Annotated in this window: 16 protein-coding genes and 1 pseudogene; 9 read left to right on the plus strand and 8 right to left on the minus strand. The window is 64.6% G+C overall.

Annotation, left to right across the window (positions count from 1 at the left end):
- From ACFSM0_RS02615 to phoB, 4 genes and pseudogenes are all read left to right on the plus strand, one after another.
- A pseudogene (locus tag ACFSM0_RS02615) lies at positions 1 to 239 on the plus strand (phosphate ABC transporter permease PstA); the annotation flags it as partial.
- Positions 240 to 250: 11 nt separating this feature from the next.
- Positions 251 to 1,048: a phosphate ABC transporter ATP-binding protein PstB gene (gene pstB / locus ACFSM0_RS02620; protein ID WP_377386715.1), complete on the plus strand. Its 798-nt coding sequence runs from the start codon at positions 251 to 253 to the stop codon at positions 1,046 to 1,048.
- Positions 1,049 to 1,059: 11 nt separating this feature from the next.
- Positions 1,060 to 1,770 (plus strand): phosphate signaling complex protein PhoU, encoded by a 711-nt coding sequence (gene phoU / locus ACFSM0_RS02625; protein ID WP_377386717.1) that lies wholly within the window; start codon positions 1,060 to 1,062, stop codon positions 1,768 to 1,770.
- Between the two features lie 3 nt (positions 1,771 to 1,773).
- A complete protein-coding gene (gene phoB / locus ACFSM0_RS02630) occupies positions 1,774 to 2,466 on the plus strand; it encodes a phosphate regulon transcriptional regulator PhoB (protein ID WP_377386720.1) in 693 nt (230 codons plus the stop codon).
- Between the two features lie 6 nt (positions 2,467 to 2,472).
- Here the strand turns inward: phoB and ACFSM0_RS02635 are convergent, their stop codons facing one another.
- Entirely contained in the window at positions 2,473 to 3,354 is an 882-nt protein-coding gene (locus ACFSM0_RS02635; protein ID WP_377386723.1) for a ribokinase, read from the minus strand.
- Positions 3,355 to 3,401: 47 nt separating this feature from the next.
- On the minus strand, positions 3,402 to 5,669 hold the full coding sequence (locus ACFSM0_RS02640; RefSeq protein ID WP_377386725.1) for an NADP-dependent malic enzyme: 2,268 nt from the start codon (positions 5,667 to 5,669) through the stop codon (positions 3,402 to 3,404).
- Between the two features lie 110 nt (positions 5,670 to 5,779).
- Here ACFSM0_RS02640 and mutS point away from each other — a divergent pair, with 110 nt between their 5' ends.
- On the plus strand, positions 5,780 to 8,422 hold the full coding sequence (gene mutS, locus ACFSM0_RS02645) for a DNA mismatch repair protein MutS (protein ID WP_377386728.1): 2,643 nt from the start codon (positions 5,780 to 5,782) through the stop codon (positions 8,420 to 8,422).
- Positions 8,423 to 8,532: 110 nt separating this feature from the next.
- Here mutS and ACFSM0_RS02650 read toward each other — a convergent pair whose 3' ends face one another.
- Positions 8,533 to 9,081 (minus strand): nucleotide exchange factor GrpE, encoded by a 549-nt coding sequence (locus ACFSM0_RS02650; RefSeq protein WP_377386731.1) that lies wholly within the window; start codon positions 9,079 to 9,081, stop codon positions 8,533 to 8,535.
- A 5-nt stretch (positions 9,082 to 9,086) separates the two neighbouring features.
- Positions 9,087 to 10,148, minus strand: a complete 1,062-nt coding sequence (hrcA, locus tag ACFSM0_RS02655) for a heat-inducible transcriptional repressor HrcA (protein WP_377386733.1) — start codon at positions 10,146 to 10,148, stop codon at positions 9,087 to 9,089.
- A 112-nt stretch (positions 10,149 to 10,260) separates the two neighbouring features.
- On the opposite strand from hrcA, the gene rph reads away from it, so the two are divergent.
- Genes rph through hemW form a run of 4 tightly spaced genes read left to right on the plus strand, consistent with a single transcriptional unit; the run spans position 10,261 to position 13,110 of the window.
- Entirely contained in the window at positions 10,261 to 10,974 is a 714-nt protein-coding gene (gene rph / locus ACFSM0_RS02660) for a ribonuclease PH (protein ID WP_377386735.1), read from the plus strand.
- Entirely contained in the window at positions 10,971 to 11,582 is a 612-nt protein-coding gene (gene rdgB / locus ACFSM0_RS02665; protein ID WP_377386737.1) for an RdgB/HAM1 family non-canonical purine NTP pyrophosphatase, read from the plus strand. Before rph ends, rdgB begins: the two co-directional genes overlap by 4 nt.
- The gene (locus tag ACFSM0_RS02670) at positions 11,579 to 11,959 is read left to right on the plus strand and encodes a RidA family protein (protein WP_377386740.1); all 381 of its coding nucleotides are present in this window, start codon (positions 11,579 to 11,581) and stop codon (positions 11,957 to 11,959) included. Before rdgB ends, ACFSM0_RS02670 begins: the two co-directional genes overlap by 4 nt.
- Positions 11,956 to 13,110 carry a radical SAM family heme chaperone HemW gene (hemW, locus tag ACFSM0_RS02675; RefSeq protein ID WP_377386743.1) on the plus strand — a complete coding sequence of 385 codons (1,155 nt, stop codon included), beginning with the start codon at positions 11,956 to 11,958 and terminating at the stop codon, positions 13,108 to 13,110. Before ACFSM0_RS02670 ends, hemW begins: the two co-directional genes overlap by 4 nt.
- On the opposite strand, the gene ACFSM0_RS02680 is transcribed toward hemW, so the two are convergent.
- From ACFSM0_RS02680 to flaF, 4 genes are all read right to left on the minus strand, one after another.
- Positions 13,107 to 13,967 (minus strand): ChuX/HutX family heme-like substrate-binding protein, encoded by an 861-nt coding sequence (locus ACFSM0_RS02680; protein WP_377386746.1) that lies wholly within the window; start codon positions 13,965 to 13,967, stop codon positions 13,107 to 13,109. The genes hemW and ACFSM0_RS02680 overlap by 4 nt on opposite strands.
- 99 nt (positions 13,968 to 14,066) lie before the next feature.
- Positions 14,067 to 14,882 (minus strand): DUF1217 domain-containing protein, encoded by an 816-nt coding sequence (locus ACFSM0_RS02685; protein WP_377386749.1) that lies wholly within the window; start codon positions 14,880 to 14,882, stop codon positions 14,067 to 14,069.
- Positions 14,879 to 15,283: a flagellar biosynthesis repressor FlbT gene (gene flbT, locus ACFSM0_RS02690; protein WP_377386752.1), complete on the minus strand. Its 405-nt coding sequence runs from the start codon at positions 15,281 to 15,283 to the stop codon at positions 14,879 to 14,881. The genes ACFSM0_RS02685 and flbT overlap by 4 nt, the downstream gene beginning before the upstream one ends.
- Positions 15,280 to 15,657 (minus strand): flagellar biosynthesis regulator FlaF, encoded by a 378-nt coding sequence (flaF, locus tag ACFSM0_RS02695; RefSeq protein ID WP_377386755.1) that lies wholly within the window; start codon positions 15,655 to 15,657, stop codon positions 15,280 to 15,282. Before flaF ends, flbT begins: the two co-directional genes overlap by 4 nt.
- Positions 15,658 to 15,664: the final 7 nt, after the last annotated feature.

A 15,664-nucleotide genomic window follows, 5' to 3' on the forward strand; every position in this document is an offset into this window, starting at 1 on the left:
CCGCGCCGCTTCTGCTCATCGGCATGGTCGCCTTTGTCAAAGACTACCCCGCCGCGCCCCCCGAGGGCTTCCTTGACCCGGCTGCGGCGCTGCCGGTTCAGGTCTACAACTTCACCCAACGTGCCGACCCCGCCTTCATCGAGCGCGCTTCGGGGGCGATCATCGTGCTGCTGGTGTTCCTGCTCACGATGAATATCCTCGCGGTGCTTCTGCGTCGCCGCTTCGAACGGCGCTGGTAAGGATGCGACCCATGAACGACATGAGATTGACGGAGAGAACCGTGGACGCCACCGATATCAAGATCTCTGCGCGCAAGGTGCAGGTGTTCTACGGCACCACGCATGCGATCAAGGATGTCGATGTCGACATTCTCGACAAGACGGTCACCGCCTTCATCGGCCCCTCGGGCTGCGGCAAGTCGACCTTCCTGCGCTGCATCAACCGGATGAACGACACGATCGGCATCTGCCGGGTGGAGGGCGACATCCTGCTCGATGGCGAGGACATCTATGACAAGAAAGTCGACCCGGTGCAGCTGCGCGCCCGCGTCGGCATGGTGTTCCAAAAGCCGAACCCGTTCCCGAAGTCGATTTACGACAACGTCGCCTACGGGCCGAAGATCCACGGCCTCGTGAAGAACAAGGCCGAGCTGGACGAGGTGGTGGAAAGCGCGCTGCGCAAGGCCGCGCTCTGGAACGAGGTGAAAGACCGGCTCGATGCGCCGGGGACCGGGCTCTCGGGCGGGCAACAGCAACGCCTGTGCATCGCGCGCGCCGTCGCCACCTCGCCCGAGGTGCTTTTGATGGACGAACCCTGCTCCGCGCTCGACCCGATTGCCACCGCACAGGTTGAAGAACTCATCGACGAGCTGCGCGAAAACTTCTCGGTCGTGATCGTCACCCACTCGATGCAGCAGGCGGCGCGGGTTTCGCAGCGCACCGCCTTCTTCCACCTCGGCAATCTCGTCGAATTCGGCGAGACCGGCCAGATCTTCACCAATCCGCGCGACCCCCGCACGGAAAGCTACATCACCGGCCGTATCGGTTGAGGAAGAATACCATGAGCCAACATATCGTTTCGTCCTTCGACCGCGACCTGGAGGCCGTTCAGGCGATGGTCGTGAAGATGGGGGGGCTCGTTGAAAGCCAGGTGCTCGATGCCGCTCAGGCGCTCGAAGACCGTGATGAGGAACTGGCCGAGGCGGTGCGCAAGCGCGACAAGCAGGTCGACGAACTCGAAGAGCTGATCAACACCGAGGCGGCGCGGCTGATCGCGCTGCGCGCGCCTGCCGCTTCGGACCTGCGCATCGCGCTCACCGTGTTCAAGATTGCCTCGAACCTCGAGCGCGTCGGCGATTACTCCAAGAACATCGCCAAGCGCACGCAGGTGATCGTGGCGATGCCCGCGATCAGCGGCTCTTCGGGCGCGATCCGGCGCATGGCGATGGCGGTCGAGGGGATGCTGAAGGACGCGATCGACAGCTTCATCCAGCGCGATGCGAATCTCGCCGCCGATGTGCGCGCCCGCGACGTGGAAATCGACCAGATGTATAACGCGCTGTTTCGCGAATTTCTCACCTACATGATGGAAGATCCGCGCAACATCACGCCCTGCATGCATCTGCATTTCATCGCCAAGAACATCGAGCGGATGGGCGATCTTTGCACCTCGATCGCCGAGCAGGTGACCTATCTCGTCACCGGCCAGATGCCCGAGGAACCGCGCCCGAAATCCGACAGCGTGACCCCCTTCACGCCGCAGGAGGGCTAAGAGATGGTCGGAACCGGGCAGCCCTGCGTTCTGGTGGTCGAGGATGAATCGGCCCAGCGCGAAGTCCTGCAATACAACCTCGAAGCCGAGGGGTTCCGCGTGGTGATGGCGGTAAACGGTGACGAGGCCTTGTTGCTTCTGCGCGAGGAAAAGCCCGATCTGATCGTGCTCGACTGGATGCTGCCGAATGTCTCGGGGATCGAGATCTGCCGGCGCGTGAAGGCGAACCCCGACAGCCGGGCAATTCCGATCATCATGCTCTCGGCCCGCTCGGAAGAAGCGGACCGGGTGCGCGGCCTTGAGACCGGCGCGGATGATTATGTCGTCAAACCCTATTCGGTGGTGGAGCTGATGGCGCGGCTGCGCACGCAGCTGCGCCGCACCCGCCCCGCCACGATGGGCGAGCGGCTCAGCTATGATGACATCATCCTCGATGCGGGCGAGCACCGCGTGTTCCGCGACGGCCAGCCGCTCAAGCTTGGCCCGACCGAGTTCCGGCTCCTTTCCACGCTGATGGAGAAGCCCGGCCGGGTCTGGACCCGTGACCAGCTTCTGGACCGGGTCTGGGGGCGCGACATCTATGTCGACACCCGCACCATCGACGTGCATGTGGGCCGGCTGCGCAAGGCGCTGATGGTCAACGGTGGCACCGATCCGGTGCGCACCGTGCGCGGCACCGGCTACAGCCTCGGCTGAGCCGGCTCAGAGCCGCGATTTCAGAAAAGCGTCCACCTCGGCCCGCTTCGGCACCGCGGCCGAGGTGCCCGCACGGGTCACTTTCACCGCCGAGGCCGCCGCCGCGAGTTGCAGCGCCGCGCGCGGCGCGAGCCCTTCAGACAGCGCCGCCACCAGATAGCCTGCGAAAGTATCGCCCGCGCCTGTGGTATCGACCGGCTCGACCGCAAAGGCGGGTTGGCGGTGCTCGGTCTTTGCGACCAGATCGTGCCAGACCGCGCCTTTCGCGCCATGCGTCACGCAAACGGCCTTGACCGGCAGCGCTTCGAGCGCGACGCCCAGCGCCTCGCAAAGCTGTTCCGCCTCGACCGCATTGAGAAGCAGCAGATCAAGCCCTTCAATCACCGCACGCACCGCCTCAGCCTCGAACGGTGCCGCAGAATAGGCGATAAAGACGCCTTTCTTGCGGGCGAGTTCCACCGCCTCGCGCTGCAGCGAGGTTTCGTTTTGCATCAGCAGGTAATCGCCCGGCGCCGCATCCGAAAGCGCCGTCTCAAGCGAAACCCGCGGCACCACCCGGTTTGCGCCGGGAAACAGGATGATCGTGTTCTCGCCTTCGGCATCGACATAGATGATCGCATGGCCCGAGGCGGTGCCCACTTCGGAGACATGCGTGCAATCGACCCCGTCGGCGCGCAGCTCGTCGCGCATCCAGCGCCCATCCGAGCCGATCGCTCCGATATGGCGCACATCCGCCCCCGCGCGCGCCGCCGCGACCGACTGGTTTGCCCCCTTGCCGCCCGGCCCGCGCTCATAGCGGGTGGCGGCAAGCGTTTCGCCCGGCGTGGGCAGATGGGGCAGCCGGTAAAAATGATCGGCGTTGATCGAGCCGAGGTTGAAGATCGTCATGCTACATCCTCACAAAACCGGGCCGAAACCGGCCCGGCATGGGTCTTTCAGCGCGTCTGGCCCAATTTACTGGCCGAGAGTGCGGCCATATGCAAGATGTCGTTCACTGTCGCCCGGTTCGAGCAGATCTGCACAGAATGGGGGATCCCGGTCAGGATCGGGCCAATTACAGTGGCGCCCGCCATCTCCTGCATCAGCTTGACCGAGATCGAGGCCGAGTGCCGCGCCGGCACCACGAGGATGTTTGCCGGCCCGGTGAGGCGGCAGAACGGGTAATGCTTCATCATCTCCGGGTTCAGCGCCACATCGACGGCCATCTCGCCATCATACTCAAAATCGACGCCGCGCTCATCGAGCACCTGCGGCGCAACATGCATCTTCATCGCGCGTTCCGAGACCGGGTAGCCAAAGGTCGAGAACGAGGCAAAGGCCACCCGCGGCTCGATGCCGAGGCCCCGCGCCACCCGCGCCCCCGCCATGGCGATATCGGCAAGGTCGTTTTCGTCGGGCCATTCATGCACCAGCGTATCGCCGATCAGCACCACCTTGCCCTTGTGCAAGAGCGCCGTGATGCCGACCGCGCCATCGGAGGGCTTGGCGTCGATCACCTTGTTGATCAGTTCAAGCACATGGGCAGATTTGCGCGTGGCGCCGGTGATCATGCCGTCGCCATGCCCATGCACCAGCATCAGCGCGGCAAACACATGCCGGTCGCGGGTGGCAAGCTTGTGCGCATCTTCCCGGTCCATCCCCTGCCGCTGCAGGCGACGGTAGAGGAAATCCTTGTAGGTCTCGATATGCTTGCAGTTGGTCGAATTGACGATCTGCAGCTCGCGGTAAGCATCGCCGATGCCTGCCGCCTCAAGCTGTTCCTTCACATGCGACTCGCGCCCCACCACCAGCGCCGTGCCCATGCCACCACGCTGATAGGCCACGGCCGCGCGCAGCACGCGCGGGTCATCACCCTCGGCAAAGATCATCCGCGCCTGCGCCTGCCGCGCGCGCGCATTGATGCCCTGCAAGATCGCCGCCGTCGGGTCCATCCGCGCCTTCAGGCTCTGGACATACCCTTCCATGTCGATGATCGGGCGGCGCGCGACGCCGGTTTCCATCCCGGCCTTGGCCACCGCGGGCGGGATCACATGAATGAGCCGCGGGTCAAACGGTGTCGGGATGATGTAATCACGCCCGAAGGTGAGCTTGCGGCCATAGGCCATCGCCACCTCGTCGGGCACATCCTCGCGCGCAAGATCCGCCAGCGCCTTGGCACAGGCAATCTTCATCTCGTCATTGATCGCGCGGGCGTGGATGTCGAGCGCGCCGCGGAAGAGATAGGGAAAGCCCAGAACGTTGTTCACCTGGTTCGGATAGTCCGAGCGCCCCGTCGCCACGATCGCATCCGGGCGCACCGCCTGCGCATCTTCGGGCGTGATCTCCGGGTCCGGGTTCGCCATCGCGAAAATCACCGGATTGTCGGCCATGGTGGCCACCATCTCGGGCGTCAGCGCCCCTTTGGCGGAAACACCAAGGAACACATCACAGCCCTTCATTGCATCTTCGAGCGTGCGCGCATCGGTTTTTGCCGCATGCGCCGATTTCCACTGGTTCATGCCCTCGGTGCGGCCTTGCCAGATCACGCCCTTGGTGTCGCACATGATGCAATTGTCGTGTTTGGCGCCCATCGTCTTGATGAGTTCGAGGCAGGCGATCCCCGCCGCCCCCGCGCCATTGAGCACGATCTTGCAATCTTCGATCTTCTTGCCCGAGATCTCGAGCGCATTGAGCAGCCCCGCCGCGCAGATCACCGCGGTGCCGTGCTGGTCGTCATGGAACACCGGAATGTCCATGATCTCTTTCAGCCGCTGCTCGATGATGAAACATTCGGGCGCCTTGATGTCTTCAAGGTTGATGCCGCCAAAGGTCGGCCCCATCAGGCTCACCGCCTTGATGATCTCTTCCGGGTCTTCGGTCGCAAGCTCGATATCGATGGCGTTCACATCGGCAAAGCGCTTGAAAAGCACGGCCTTGCCCTCCATCACCGGCTTGGAGGCGAGCGCGCCAAGGTTGCCAAGGCCCAGGATCGCCGTGCCGTTCGAGATCACCGCGACCATGTTGCCTTTCACGGTGTAATCGTAGGCGGTTTCGGGCCGCTCGGCGATGGCTTCCACCGGCACCGCAACACCGGGCGAATAAGCAAGGCTCAGATCCCGCTGCGTGGTCATCGGCTTTGAGGCGACGATCTCGTATTTCCCCGGCGTGGGGTCGAGGTGATAGGCCAGCGCCTCTTCGGGCGTAACGCGGTTCTTGGTGGTCATGGGCCAAACTCCTCCAGCAGGCGGTTCCTCTTAACGCCTGCGCCGGGTCGCCTCAATCGGTTTGCACGGGGGTGCGGCCTTTTATAATGTGCCCGCCGCAGGGGGATTTGATGTCGAATGAAACCGTGACGCCCATGATGGCGCAATATCTGTCCATCAAGGAGGCGAACAAGGGTGCGCTCCTGTTCTACCGCATGGGCGACTTCTACGAGATGTTCTTTGATGATGCCGTGGCGGCCTCGAGCGCGCTCGACATCGCGCTGACCAAGCGCGGCCTGCATCTGGGCGAAGAAATCCCGATGTGCGGCGTGCCGGTGCATGCCGCCGAGGGCTATTTGCTTACGCTGATCCGCAAGGGCTTCCGCGTGGCGATTGCCGAGCAGCTCGAAGACCCGGCAGAGGCCAAAAAGCGCGGCGCCAAATCGGTGGTGAAGCGCGATGTGGTGCGGCTGGTGACGCCCGGCACGCTGACCGAGGAGAGCCTTCTGGAGGCGCGGCGCCACAATTTCCTTGCCGCGTGGGCGGAGCTGCGTGAGGACGGCGCGCTCGCCTGGGTCGATATTTCGACCGGCGAGTTTCGGGTGATGCCCTGCCCGCTTTCGCGGCTCGGGCCGGAGCTTGCGCGCCTCGCCCCCCGCGAGGTGCTGGTGAGCGAGACCAAAGAGGCCGATTGTGCCGAAATCGTCTCTGATTTGCGCGCCGCCCTCACGCCTTTGGCGCGCTCAAGTTTTGACAGCCAGGGGGCAGAAAAACGGCTCTGTGATCTGTTCGCCGTCGGCTCGCTCGATGCCTTTGGCGCTTTTTCGCGCGCAGAAATTTCCGCCATGGGCGCCTTGGTCGATTATCTCGACCTCACCCAACGCGGCAAGCTGCCCCTGTTGCGGCGGCCCCTGCGCGAGGAGGCCGGAAGCCTCGTGCAGATCGACGCGGCCACAAGGCGCAACCTTGAACTGACGCAGGCGCTTTCGGGCGGGCGCGAGGGGTCGCTTCTCGCCAGCATCGACCGCACCGTGACGGCGGGGGGCGCGCGGCTCCTGGAGCGCCGCCTTTCCGCCCCCTCGCGCGACCTTGCGCAAATCCATGCGCGCCACGATGCGGTGCGTTTTCTGCTGGAACAGGGTCGATTTTCAGAGGATCTGCGCGCCGATCTGAAGCGTTGCCCCGATATCGACCGGGCGCTGAGCCGGCTCGCGCTTGACCGCGGCGGCCCGCGTGACCTGACGGCGATCCGCGCCGGGCTTGAACAAGCCGGGCGCATTGCCGAGCGGCTGGGCGCCAGCGAGGCGCCCGCGGTGCTCGCCGAAGCCGCCGCACGCCTCACCGGGCACGAAGACCTTGTCGCGCTGCTCGATGCCGCGCTGGTGGCCGAGCCGCCGCTTTTGGCGCGCGATGGCGGCTTCATCGCGCCGGGTTACGACGCGGAGCTGGATGAGACCCGGAGCCTGCGCGACGAGGGCCGCGGCGTCATCGCCCGCATGCAGGCCGAGTTCATCGAGGAAACCGGGATTGCCTCGCTCAAGATCAAGCACAACAACGTGCTGGGCTATTTCATCGAAACGACCTCGACCCATGCCGAGCGCATGCTCGCCCCGCCCTTGTCGGCGCGCTTCATCCACCGCCAGACCACGGCCAATCAGGTGCGCTTCACCACGGTTGAGCTGAGCGAACTGGAAACGCGCATCCTGAACGCGGGCAACCATGCGCTGGAAATCGAAAAGCGGCTCTATGAAAGCCTGAAAGGCGCGATTTTGGCCGCCGCCGGGCCCGTTTCCGAGGCCTCGCGCGCGCTTGCAGAGATCGACCTTGCCGCCGCTTTCGCCGACCTGGCCGCCGCCGAGGATTGGGTCGAACCGCAAGTGGACGGGAGCCACGCATTTGAAATCGCGGGCGGGCGGCATCCGGTGGTCGAGGCCGCGCTCAAGCGCCAGGGCGAGCCCTTCATCGCCAATGACTGCGCGCTGACCTCTGGCCCCACCCCCGCAATCTGGTTGCTCACCGGGCCGAACATGGCCGGTAAATCGACCTTCCTGCGCCAGAATGCGCTGATTGCACTGCTGGCCCAGACCGGCAGCTTTGTGCCCGCACGGCGCGCCCATATCGGGCTGGTGAGCCAGATCTTCAGCCGCGTCGGCGCCGCCGACGACCTTGCCCGCGGTCGCTCCACCTTCATGGTGGAGATGGTCGAGACCGCCGCGATCTTGAACCAGGCCGATGCCCGCGCACTGGTGATTCTCGATGAAATCGGCCGCGGCACGGCAACCTATGACGGGCTCTCGATCGCCTGGGCGGTGATGGAGCATCTGCATGGCGTGAACCGCTGCCGCGCGCTTTTCGCCACCCATTACCACGAGATGACGGCGCTTTCGGCCAAGCTTGAGGGCGTGGAAAACGCCACCGTTGCGGTGAAGGAATGGGACGGCGAGGTGATCTTTCTGCACGAGGTGAAGAAGGGCGCGGCAGATCGCTCTTACGGCGTGCAGGTGGCGCGCCTCGCAGGGCTGCCCGAATCGGTCGTGGCGCGGGCGCGCGTGGTGCTGGATGCGCTCGAAAAGGGTGAGCGCGAGGGCGGCAAGAAACAGGCGGTGATCGACGATCTGCCGCTCTTTGCCATCAGCGCACCGCCTCCGCCTCCGCCCGCGCCGAAAGCCTCGGAAGTTGAGGCGCAATTGCGCGCGCTCCACCCAGACGAAATGACCCCGCGCGAGGCAATGGACGCGCTCTACGCGCTGCGCGCCCTCCTGAAAGACGGATGAAAAAGCGCGGCCCAACCCGGCCGCGCTCAATAGTCTCTGGCCCCAATGGCCTTCGACTTTGTCCAAATATCCCGGGGGTCCGGGGGCAGAGCCCCCGGCCTTGGCCGACCTCAGGCCTTCGGCATCGAGCTCACGCCCACCTTCGCGGGGCGCAAAAGCCGGTCATGCAGCAAAAAGCCCGGGTCCATCACCTGAATGATGTCGCCGGCCACCGTGCCCGGCAACGGTGCCTCGAACATCGCCTCATGGTGCTGCGGGTCGAACTTGTCGCCCACTTTCGGCGCCACCGCCACAATGCCGTGGCGCGCAAACACGTTGAGAAGCTCGCGTTGCGTCAGCTCCACGCCCTCGATCAGCGCAGGTGCTGCGGCGCGAACTTCGTCCCCCGCCGCATCGAGCGCGCGCTTGAGCGCATCAAACACCGGCAGCATGTCGCGGGCAAGCTTCGAGCCGCCGTAGTTTTCCGCCTCGCGGCGGTCGCGGTCGGCGCGTTTGCGCGCGTTCTCGGCATCGGCCAGCGCCCGCATGAACCGGTCCCGCAGCTCGTCGCGCTCCGCACGCAAGGCCTCAAGCTCGCCGAAATCTTCATCGAGCGCTGCGGCCAGCGCCTCGTCGAGCTGTGCCTGATCTTCTGCCATCTCGTCTTTCTTCTCGGTCATTCGCCTCACCCTTTGCCCCGGCCCGACAGCATTCGCCCGACCAGCTGCGCCGTATAATCCACGATCGGCACGATCCGCCCGTAGTTGAGCCGCGTGGGGCCAATAACGCCCACCGCACCGATGATCTTCCGATCCGCGTTCATATAGGGAGAGACCACCAAAGAGGAACCCGAAAGTGAGAAGAGTTTGTTTTCGGAGCCGATAAAAATGCGCACACCCTCGCCGGTTTCGGCCAGATCGAGGAATTCGGCGATGTCGCGCTTGCGCTCGAGGTCGTCAAAGAGGGTGCGAATCCGGTCGAGGTCGTCTTCGCTGTCAAGCAGGTTCGCCCGGCCCCGCACGATCAGCCGCTCCCAGGGCTCGCCCTGATCGGCCCATTGCGCGAGCCCGCTTTCCACCATTTCGGCGGCGAGCGCATCCAGTTCCTGCCGGCGCTGCGTGATCTCCACCGCCATCTCGCGGCGCAGCTCGCTCAGCGTCCGCCCCTCGGCCAGCGCGTTGAGAAAATTCGCGGCCTCCCGCATCGAGGAGGGCGTTTGCCCGACGGGCGGCGTGAAAACGCGGTTTTCCACCTGACCATCGGCCAGCACCAGCACCACAAGCGCCCGGTCGGGCGCAAGCGAGACAAATTCGATATGGCGGATCGGCGCCTCGGTCTTGGGGGCAAGCACAAGGCTTGCGCCATGCGTCAGGCCCGAAAGCGCCGAGCCCACCCGGTCCAGAAGCGTGCCGACTCCGGGCTCGTTGGTGCCAAGCGTTGCCTCGAGCGCGGCGCGGTCAGAGGCCTGCACCTCGCTCACCTCCATGAAGCCATCGACAAACATGCGCAGGCCAAGCTGCGTCGGCACCCGCCCCGCAGACACATGCGGGCTGCCGAGGAGGCCAAGGTATTCGAGATCTTGCATCACGTTGCGGATCGTGGCGGCAGAGAGCTTTTCGCTCATCATCCGGGTGAGCGTGCGCGAGCCGACCGGGTCGCCGGATTCCAGATAGCCTTCGACCACCCGCCGAAACACCTCGCGCGAGCGGTCGTTCAGTTCGGAGAAGAGTTGGTCTTGCTGTATCATGGTTCTCTTTTGGCATTAAAGCGGGTGACGCTTTGACGTCAATCTTGCCGAGGGGCTTGCATCGCTTCGCGCGCGGCCTCAAATGGAGCCGAACCCACGGAAAGGAACATTCATGCGCCCCTCTGGTCGTAATCTTGGTGATATTCGCGCAATTTCAATCGAAACCGCTGTGACGAAACACGCAGAAGGCTCTTGCCTGATCAAGATGGGCGACACGCATGTGCTGTGCACCGCAACAATCGAGGACAAGGCCCCCTCGTTCCTCAAAGGCTCCGGCCTTGGCTGGGTGACGGCGGAATATGGCATGCTGCCGCGCGCCACCAATTCGCGCAATCGCCGCGAGGCGGCGGCGGGCAAACAATCGGGCCGCACGCAGGAAATTCAACGCCTTATTGGCCGCTCGCTGCGCGCGGGCGTGGATCGTTCGGCGCTTGGCGAACGTCAGATCGTGGTCGACTGCGACGTGCTTCAGGCCGATGGCGGCACCCGCTGCGCCTCGATCACCGGCGGCTGGGTGGCGCTGCGGCTGGCTGTGAACAAGCTCCTCAAAGCGGGGATCATCGCCTCTGACCCGATCCTCGATCACGTCGCCGCGATCTCCTGCGGCATTTACGCCGGCCAGCCGGTGGCGGACCTCGATTACGCCGAAGACAGCGAGGCGGGCGTGGATGGCAACTTCATCATGACCGGTGCGGGCAAGCTCGTGGAGGTGCAGATGTCGGCGGAGGGGGCCACCTTCTCGCGCGATCAGATGAACCAACTGCTCGATCTCGCCGAGGCGGGCGTGGCCCAACTCGTTGCGGCGCAAAAGGCCGCGGTGGCATGAGGCGTTTCACGGAAAAGCGGCTTCTGGTCGCGACCCATAACAAGGGCAAGCTCGCGGAAATGCGCGCGCTGCTTGCCCCCTATGGGGTCGAGGTGGTGGGGGCGGGCGAGATGAACCTGCCCGAGCCCCCCGAGACCGAGACAACCTTTGTCGGCAACGCCCGGATCAAGGCGCATGCGGCCGCAAAGGCAACGGGGCTGCCCGCATTGTCCGATGACAGCGGCATCGAGGTTGATGCGCTGGGTGGCGCGCCCGGCGTTTATACCGCCGATTGGGCCGAAACCCCGAACGGGCGCGATTTTGTCATGGCGATGGAGCGCACCTGGGCGGAATGCGAAAAGCTCAACGCCCCCCTGCCGCGCACCGCGCGGTTCCGCTCCACCCTCGTTCTCGCCTGGCCTGACGGGCATGACGAGGTGTTTGAGGGAAGCGCAGAGGGCCAGTTGGTATGGCCGATGCGCGGTGTGCAGGGGCACGGCTATGACCCGATGTTCCAGCCCGAGGGCTATGCCATCACCTTTGCCGAGATGGACCCGGCGAAGAAGAACGAGATCTCGCATCGCGCCGATGCGTTCCGCAAATTCGTCAAGGTCATGGAGGCCGAATGATACGTCAGAACATTTCCGGCGGCTCGCCCTACGAGCCCAAGCTTGGCTATTCGCGCGCCGTGGTGCAGGGGGGCTGGTGCTTCGTTGCGGGCACGACCGGCGTTGACCCGGAAACGAAAGCCTTCCCGGATTCGGTGCTCGATCAGGCGCGAAATGCCCTTGCCACGATCAAATCGGTGCTTGAGGGCGCGGGCTTTGGCCTGAACGATGTGGTGCGGGCGAATTACATCATCACCGACGGCGCCTATATGGAAGAGATCATCCCGGCGCTGTCGGAAACCTTCGGCGAGATCCGCCCGGCGGCAACGATGATCATTGCGGGCCTTGTGAACCCGGCGATGAAGATCGAGATCGAAGTCACGGCGTTCAAGGGATGACGGACTGGCAGCAGGGGGGCTTTGGGCTCTATCTCCACTGGCCCTTCTGCGCCGCCAAATGCCCTTATTGCGATTTCAACAGCCATGTCGCGGCCCAGATAGATCAGGCCCGCTGGTGCAGGGCCTATCTTGCGGAAATCGACCGGATCGGGGCTCAGACGCAGGGCCGCATTCTCAACACCGTCTTTTTTGGTGGCGGCACCCCCTCGCTGATGGCGCCCGAGACGGTGGAGGCGGTGATCGCGCGCATCCGCGCCACATGGCGCTGCGCCAATGACCTTGAGATCACGCTTGAAGCCAACCCGACAAGTGTCGAATCGGGCCGGTTCAGAGCCTTTTCCGAGGCGGGCGTGACGCGGCTTTCGATGGGCATGCAGGCGATGGAGGACGAGAGCCTCAGGCGCCTTGGCCGGATGCATACCGCCGCCGAGGGGCGCGCGGCCTTTGACATCGCGCGGGCGCATTTCGACCGCGTCAGCTTTGATCTGATCTATGCGCGCCAGGGCCAGAGCCTTGAGGCATGGGAGCGCGAATTGCGCGAGGCGCTCGCAATGGCGGTGGATCATTTCTCGCTTTATCAGCTCACGATCGAGGACGGCACGGCCTTTGGGCGGCTCTTTGCCGCCGGCAAGCTGCGTGAGTTGCCCGAAGACGAGCTGGCCGCCGACATGTATTTGCGCACGCAGGAGATTTGCGAGGCAGCAGGGCTTCCGGCCTATGAGGTCTCAAACCATGCGCGCCCCGGCGCAGAGTGCCGTCACAACCTCGTTTACTGGCGCTATGGCGATTATGCGGGCATCGGCCCCGGCGCGCATGGGCGGCTCACCTTTGACGGGCGCCGCCATGCCACCGTGGCGCCCAAAGCGCCCGGAGACTGGCTCAAACGCGTCGAGGAAACCGGCACCGGCGAGGCGCCGCGCGAGGTTTTGTCGCGCGATGAAGAGGCGACCGAGTTCCTGCTTTTCGGGCTGCGGCTCGACGAGGGGATCGACCCTGCGCGCTACGCCGCCCTCTCGGGCCAGAGCCTGCCGAATGAGGCTCTGAACAACCTCGAAAGCTGGGGCATGATCTCCCGCAGCGAGAGCCGCATCCGCGCCACCAAGGAAGGGCGCGCGGTGCTCAATGCGGTGATCCGGGAGCTGATGCCCTAGGCGCGCGGCAGCGCGGCAAGCATCTCGCCCCAGGTCGCGGCGGCCGCTTCCTCCCCCGCCGCCATCTGCACGATCAGGCCGCCCGCAGCGTCGAAGGCTTCGACCACGTCGCCATCGCGCCAGACCTGCGCCATGTGATCCATACGCAGATGCAGCTCCAGCCCCGGATCGAGCACGTTGATCCAGGGCCCGGCAGGCAACACGCGATGGATCGGCCCGCGATGGGTCTCGCAACAGCCGTGGCTCTCCACCGTGAAGCGCACCGAGAGGCCCAGCTCTCCGGCGCGATACATCAGCTTTTCAATGGCGCCCCCGGCAAGCGGCGCGCCCCGCGGGGGCACCGCAACGGGGGCGGGCGGAGGCACCAGATCGAGCGGCGCCGATGGGTCGGCCAACGCAAGTTCGGCCACCAGCGCCGCCCAGGCCTGTTCGTCGGAGGCCTCGCGCAGATGCACCTTGTGCACCGCCGCGCCTGCCGCATCATAGATCTGCACCGAGCGCTTTGGCCCCTTTGGCGTCTCTTCGTCCCAAGCAAAGGCATGGACCCATTGCGCCGGATCAAGGCGCAACGCGATCGTGCCGTTCTCGACCGTGATCACCCCATCGGTCTGCGCAACATTGCCGTAATGCCCCACCTTTTCGAGCACGCAAGACTCGTTGCGGGTGAGCGCCATCACCTCCCCGAGGCAGCACACCCGTGGCAGGATCTGCGCGGCATCGGCCGTGATCTTCGTGGCGCGGCTCCCGAGGAAGGCGGCGCAAAGCTCCGCCTCGGTGATGCCGATCTCGGCAGCAAAATCACGGGCAAAAACGCGCGGGCGTTTGGCGCGGGCAATACGGATCTCTTCGGGGGTCATTTCACGCTTCCGGTCGTGCAAGGGGCGCCCGGCGGAACCGGACGCCCCTGTCTAACACGTCAAAACCCGAGGTCCACGGCGCAACCCGCCGCAGCACCCTCAGACCCGGCGGAAGAGATTGCTCTGGCCCGACTGCAGCAGCGTCAGCGCCACGCTTTGCGAGTTCATCGAGGAGCCCTCATTGAGCTGCGAGCGCACGAGGAACAGGCGCACGGCCTTTTCCACCTGATCGGGATCGGAAAAGGTGCTGAAATCAGAGCTGCCGAACACGCGCTCGGCCTTGTCCTTGTAGATCTCAAGCTGGCGGTCAACATCGAGCGCCCCAACACTGCTCGGCAGCGCCAGCGCCGAGCGCATCACCGTGGAAAGCGCCTTGTTGCCGATCACGGTGTACCATTTGGCGTCGTTGCTGGTGCTTTTCGCCGCCAACTCGGGCAACTCGCGCTGCATCGAGAGCGCAAGCCGCATGTTCTCGTCTGAATCGCCCACCGCCGCCTCAAAGCTGCGGCTTTCGTATTGCGCCAGAATCGTGTCGGCAAAACCCTCTTGCTGGCTCAGCGGCGTCGTGTAATCGCCAAAGCCGAACGCCTCGGAGAGGCGCAGATAGGTCTTGTCGGCAAGCTTGTTGGCAAAGGACTTGCTGTCGAGCGTGCCCTCTTCCAGCACCTTGCGGATGAAGAACTTGTTGTTGATGTCATTCTCAAGCCCGAAAGCCCCGAGCGCCACCTTGAGAAGGCGGCGATCGGAGACAAGCTCTTCGGCGCTGGTCACGGAGCCGATCTTTTCCCGGAAATACTCCTCGTCGCGCTTCACATCGGCAGAATTGGCAAAAGCCGTTTTCTGGGTGTCGAGCGTGCGTGAGAGGATTTTCCATCCGGCATAGCCGGAGGCGGGAACGATCGGCGTGTAGCTCATGCGCTTCCGGCGGCGAGCAGCCGCTCCTCCCGCGGAAGCAGGGCGCGCAGCGATTTGAGCGCCTGATAGAATTGCTCTTCCAGCACCGCCGAAGAGGCAAGGTTGAGATGGCTGCGGCTGTCGTGGTCGGTCAGCACCTGAGACAGTTGCTCGATGCCGCGCAGAAGCTGCATCCGCGCCTCGGCGGCGTCCACATCGCCCGACAGCACAAGCTGGGCAATGTAGCACACGCGCCGCACCGGGGTGGTGACCTCCTCGGGGTGGATCGCGTCGCGCAGCCGCAGGATATGCGCATTCGGCGTCATGATGGCGAGCCGGGAGCGACGGTCGCCGTTCTCGATCACCGCGCCATTGATCAGCACCCGTTCCTTGGGCGCAAGCTTGAGCACGAGGCCACTCATTCCTCACCGCCTTCGCGGCGCAGGCCCCGCATGATGGCGGTGTTGATGTCAATCAGCACATCCGCCGTCGCGGTGCCCTTGAGCACCTTGGCGCTGTGCTGTTGCGTGAATTCGTTGAGATAGAAGATCCGCGCCCGCAGCGTGTCGGGCAGTTCGTTGCCGGGCTGGGCGACATCGACGGCAAGCGTGGTCCAGAGCTTGCGGTTGTCGTAGAGCGCGCCGACAAGAGCGGGAAAATTGGTCTTCGCCATGCCGGACGCCATTTTCAGGCGATGCGTCACACGCGCGAAGATCTCGTATTCGGTGCCGCGCAGGGTGCGGGTGGGCTGACCGGGGTTTGCGTAGGCCGTTTTGGCCAGAGTCGTGGCGTTCACGGGAATA

The sequence above is a fragment of the Rhodobacter lacus genome, assembly GCF_042683065.1.
Classification (GTDB): Bacteria; Pseudomonadota; Alphaproteobacteria; order Rhodobacterales; family Rhodobacteraceae; genus Rhodobacter; species Rhodobacter lacus.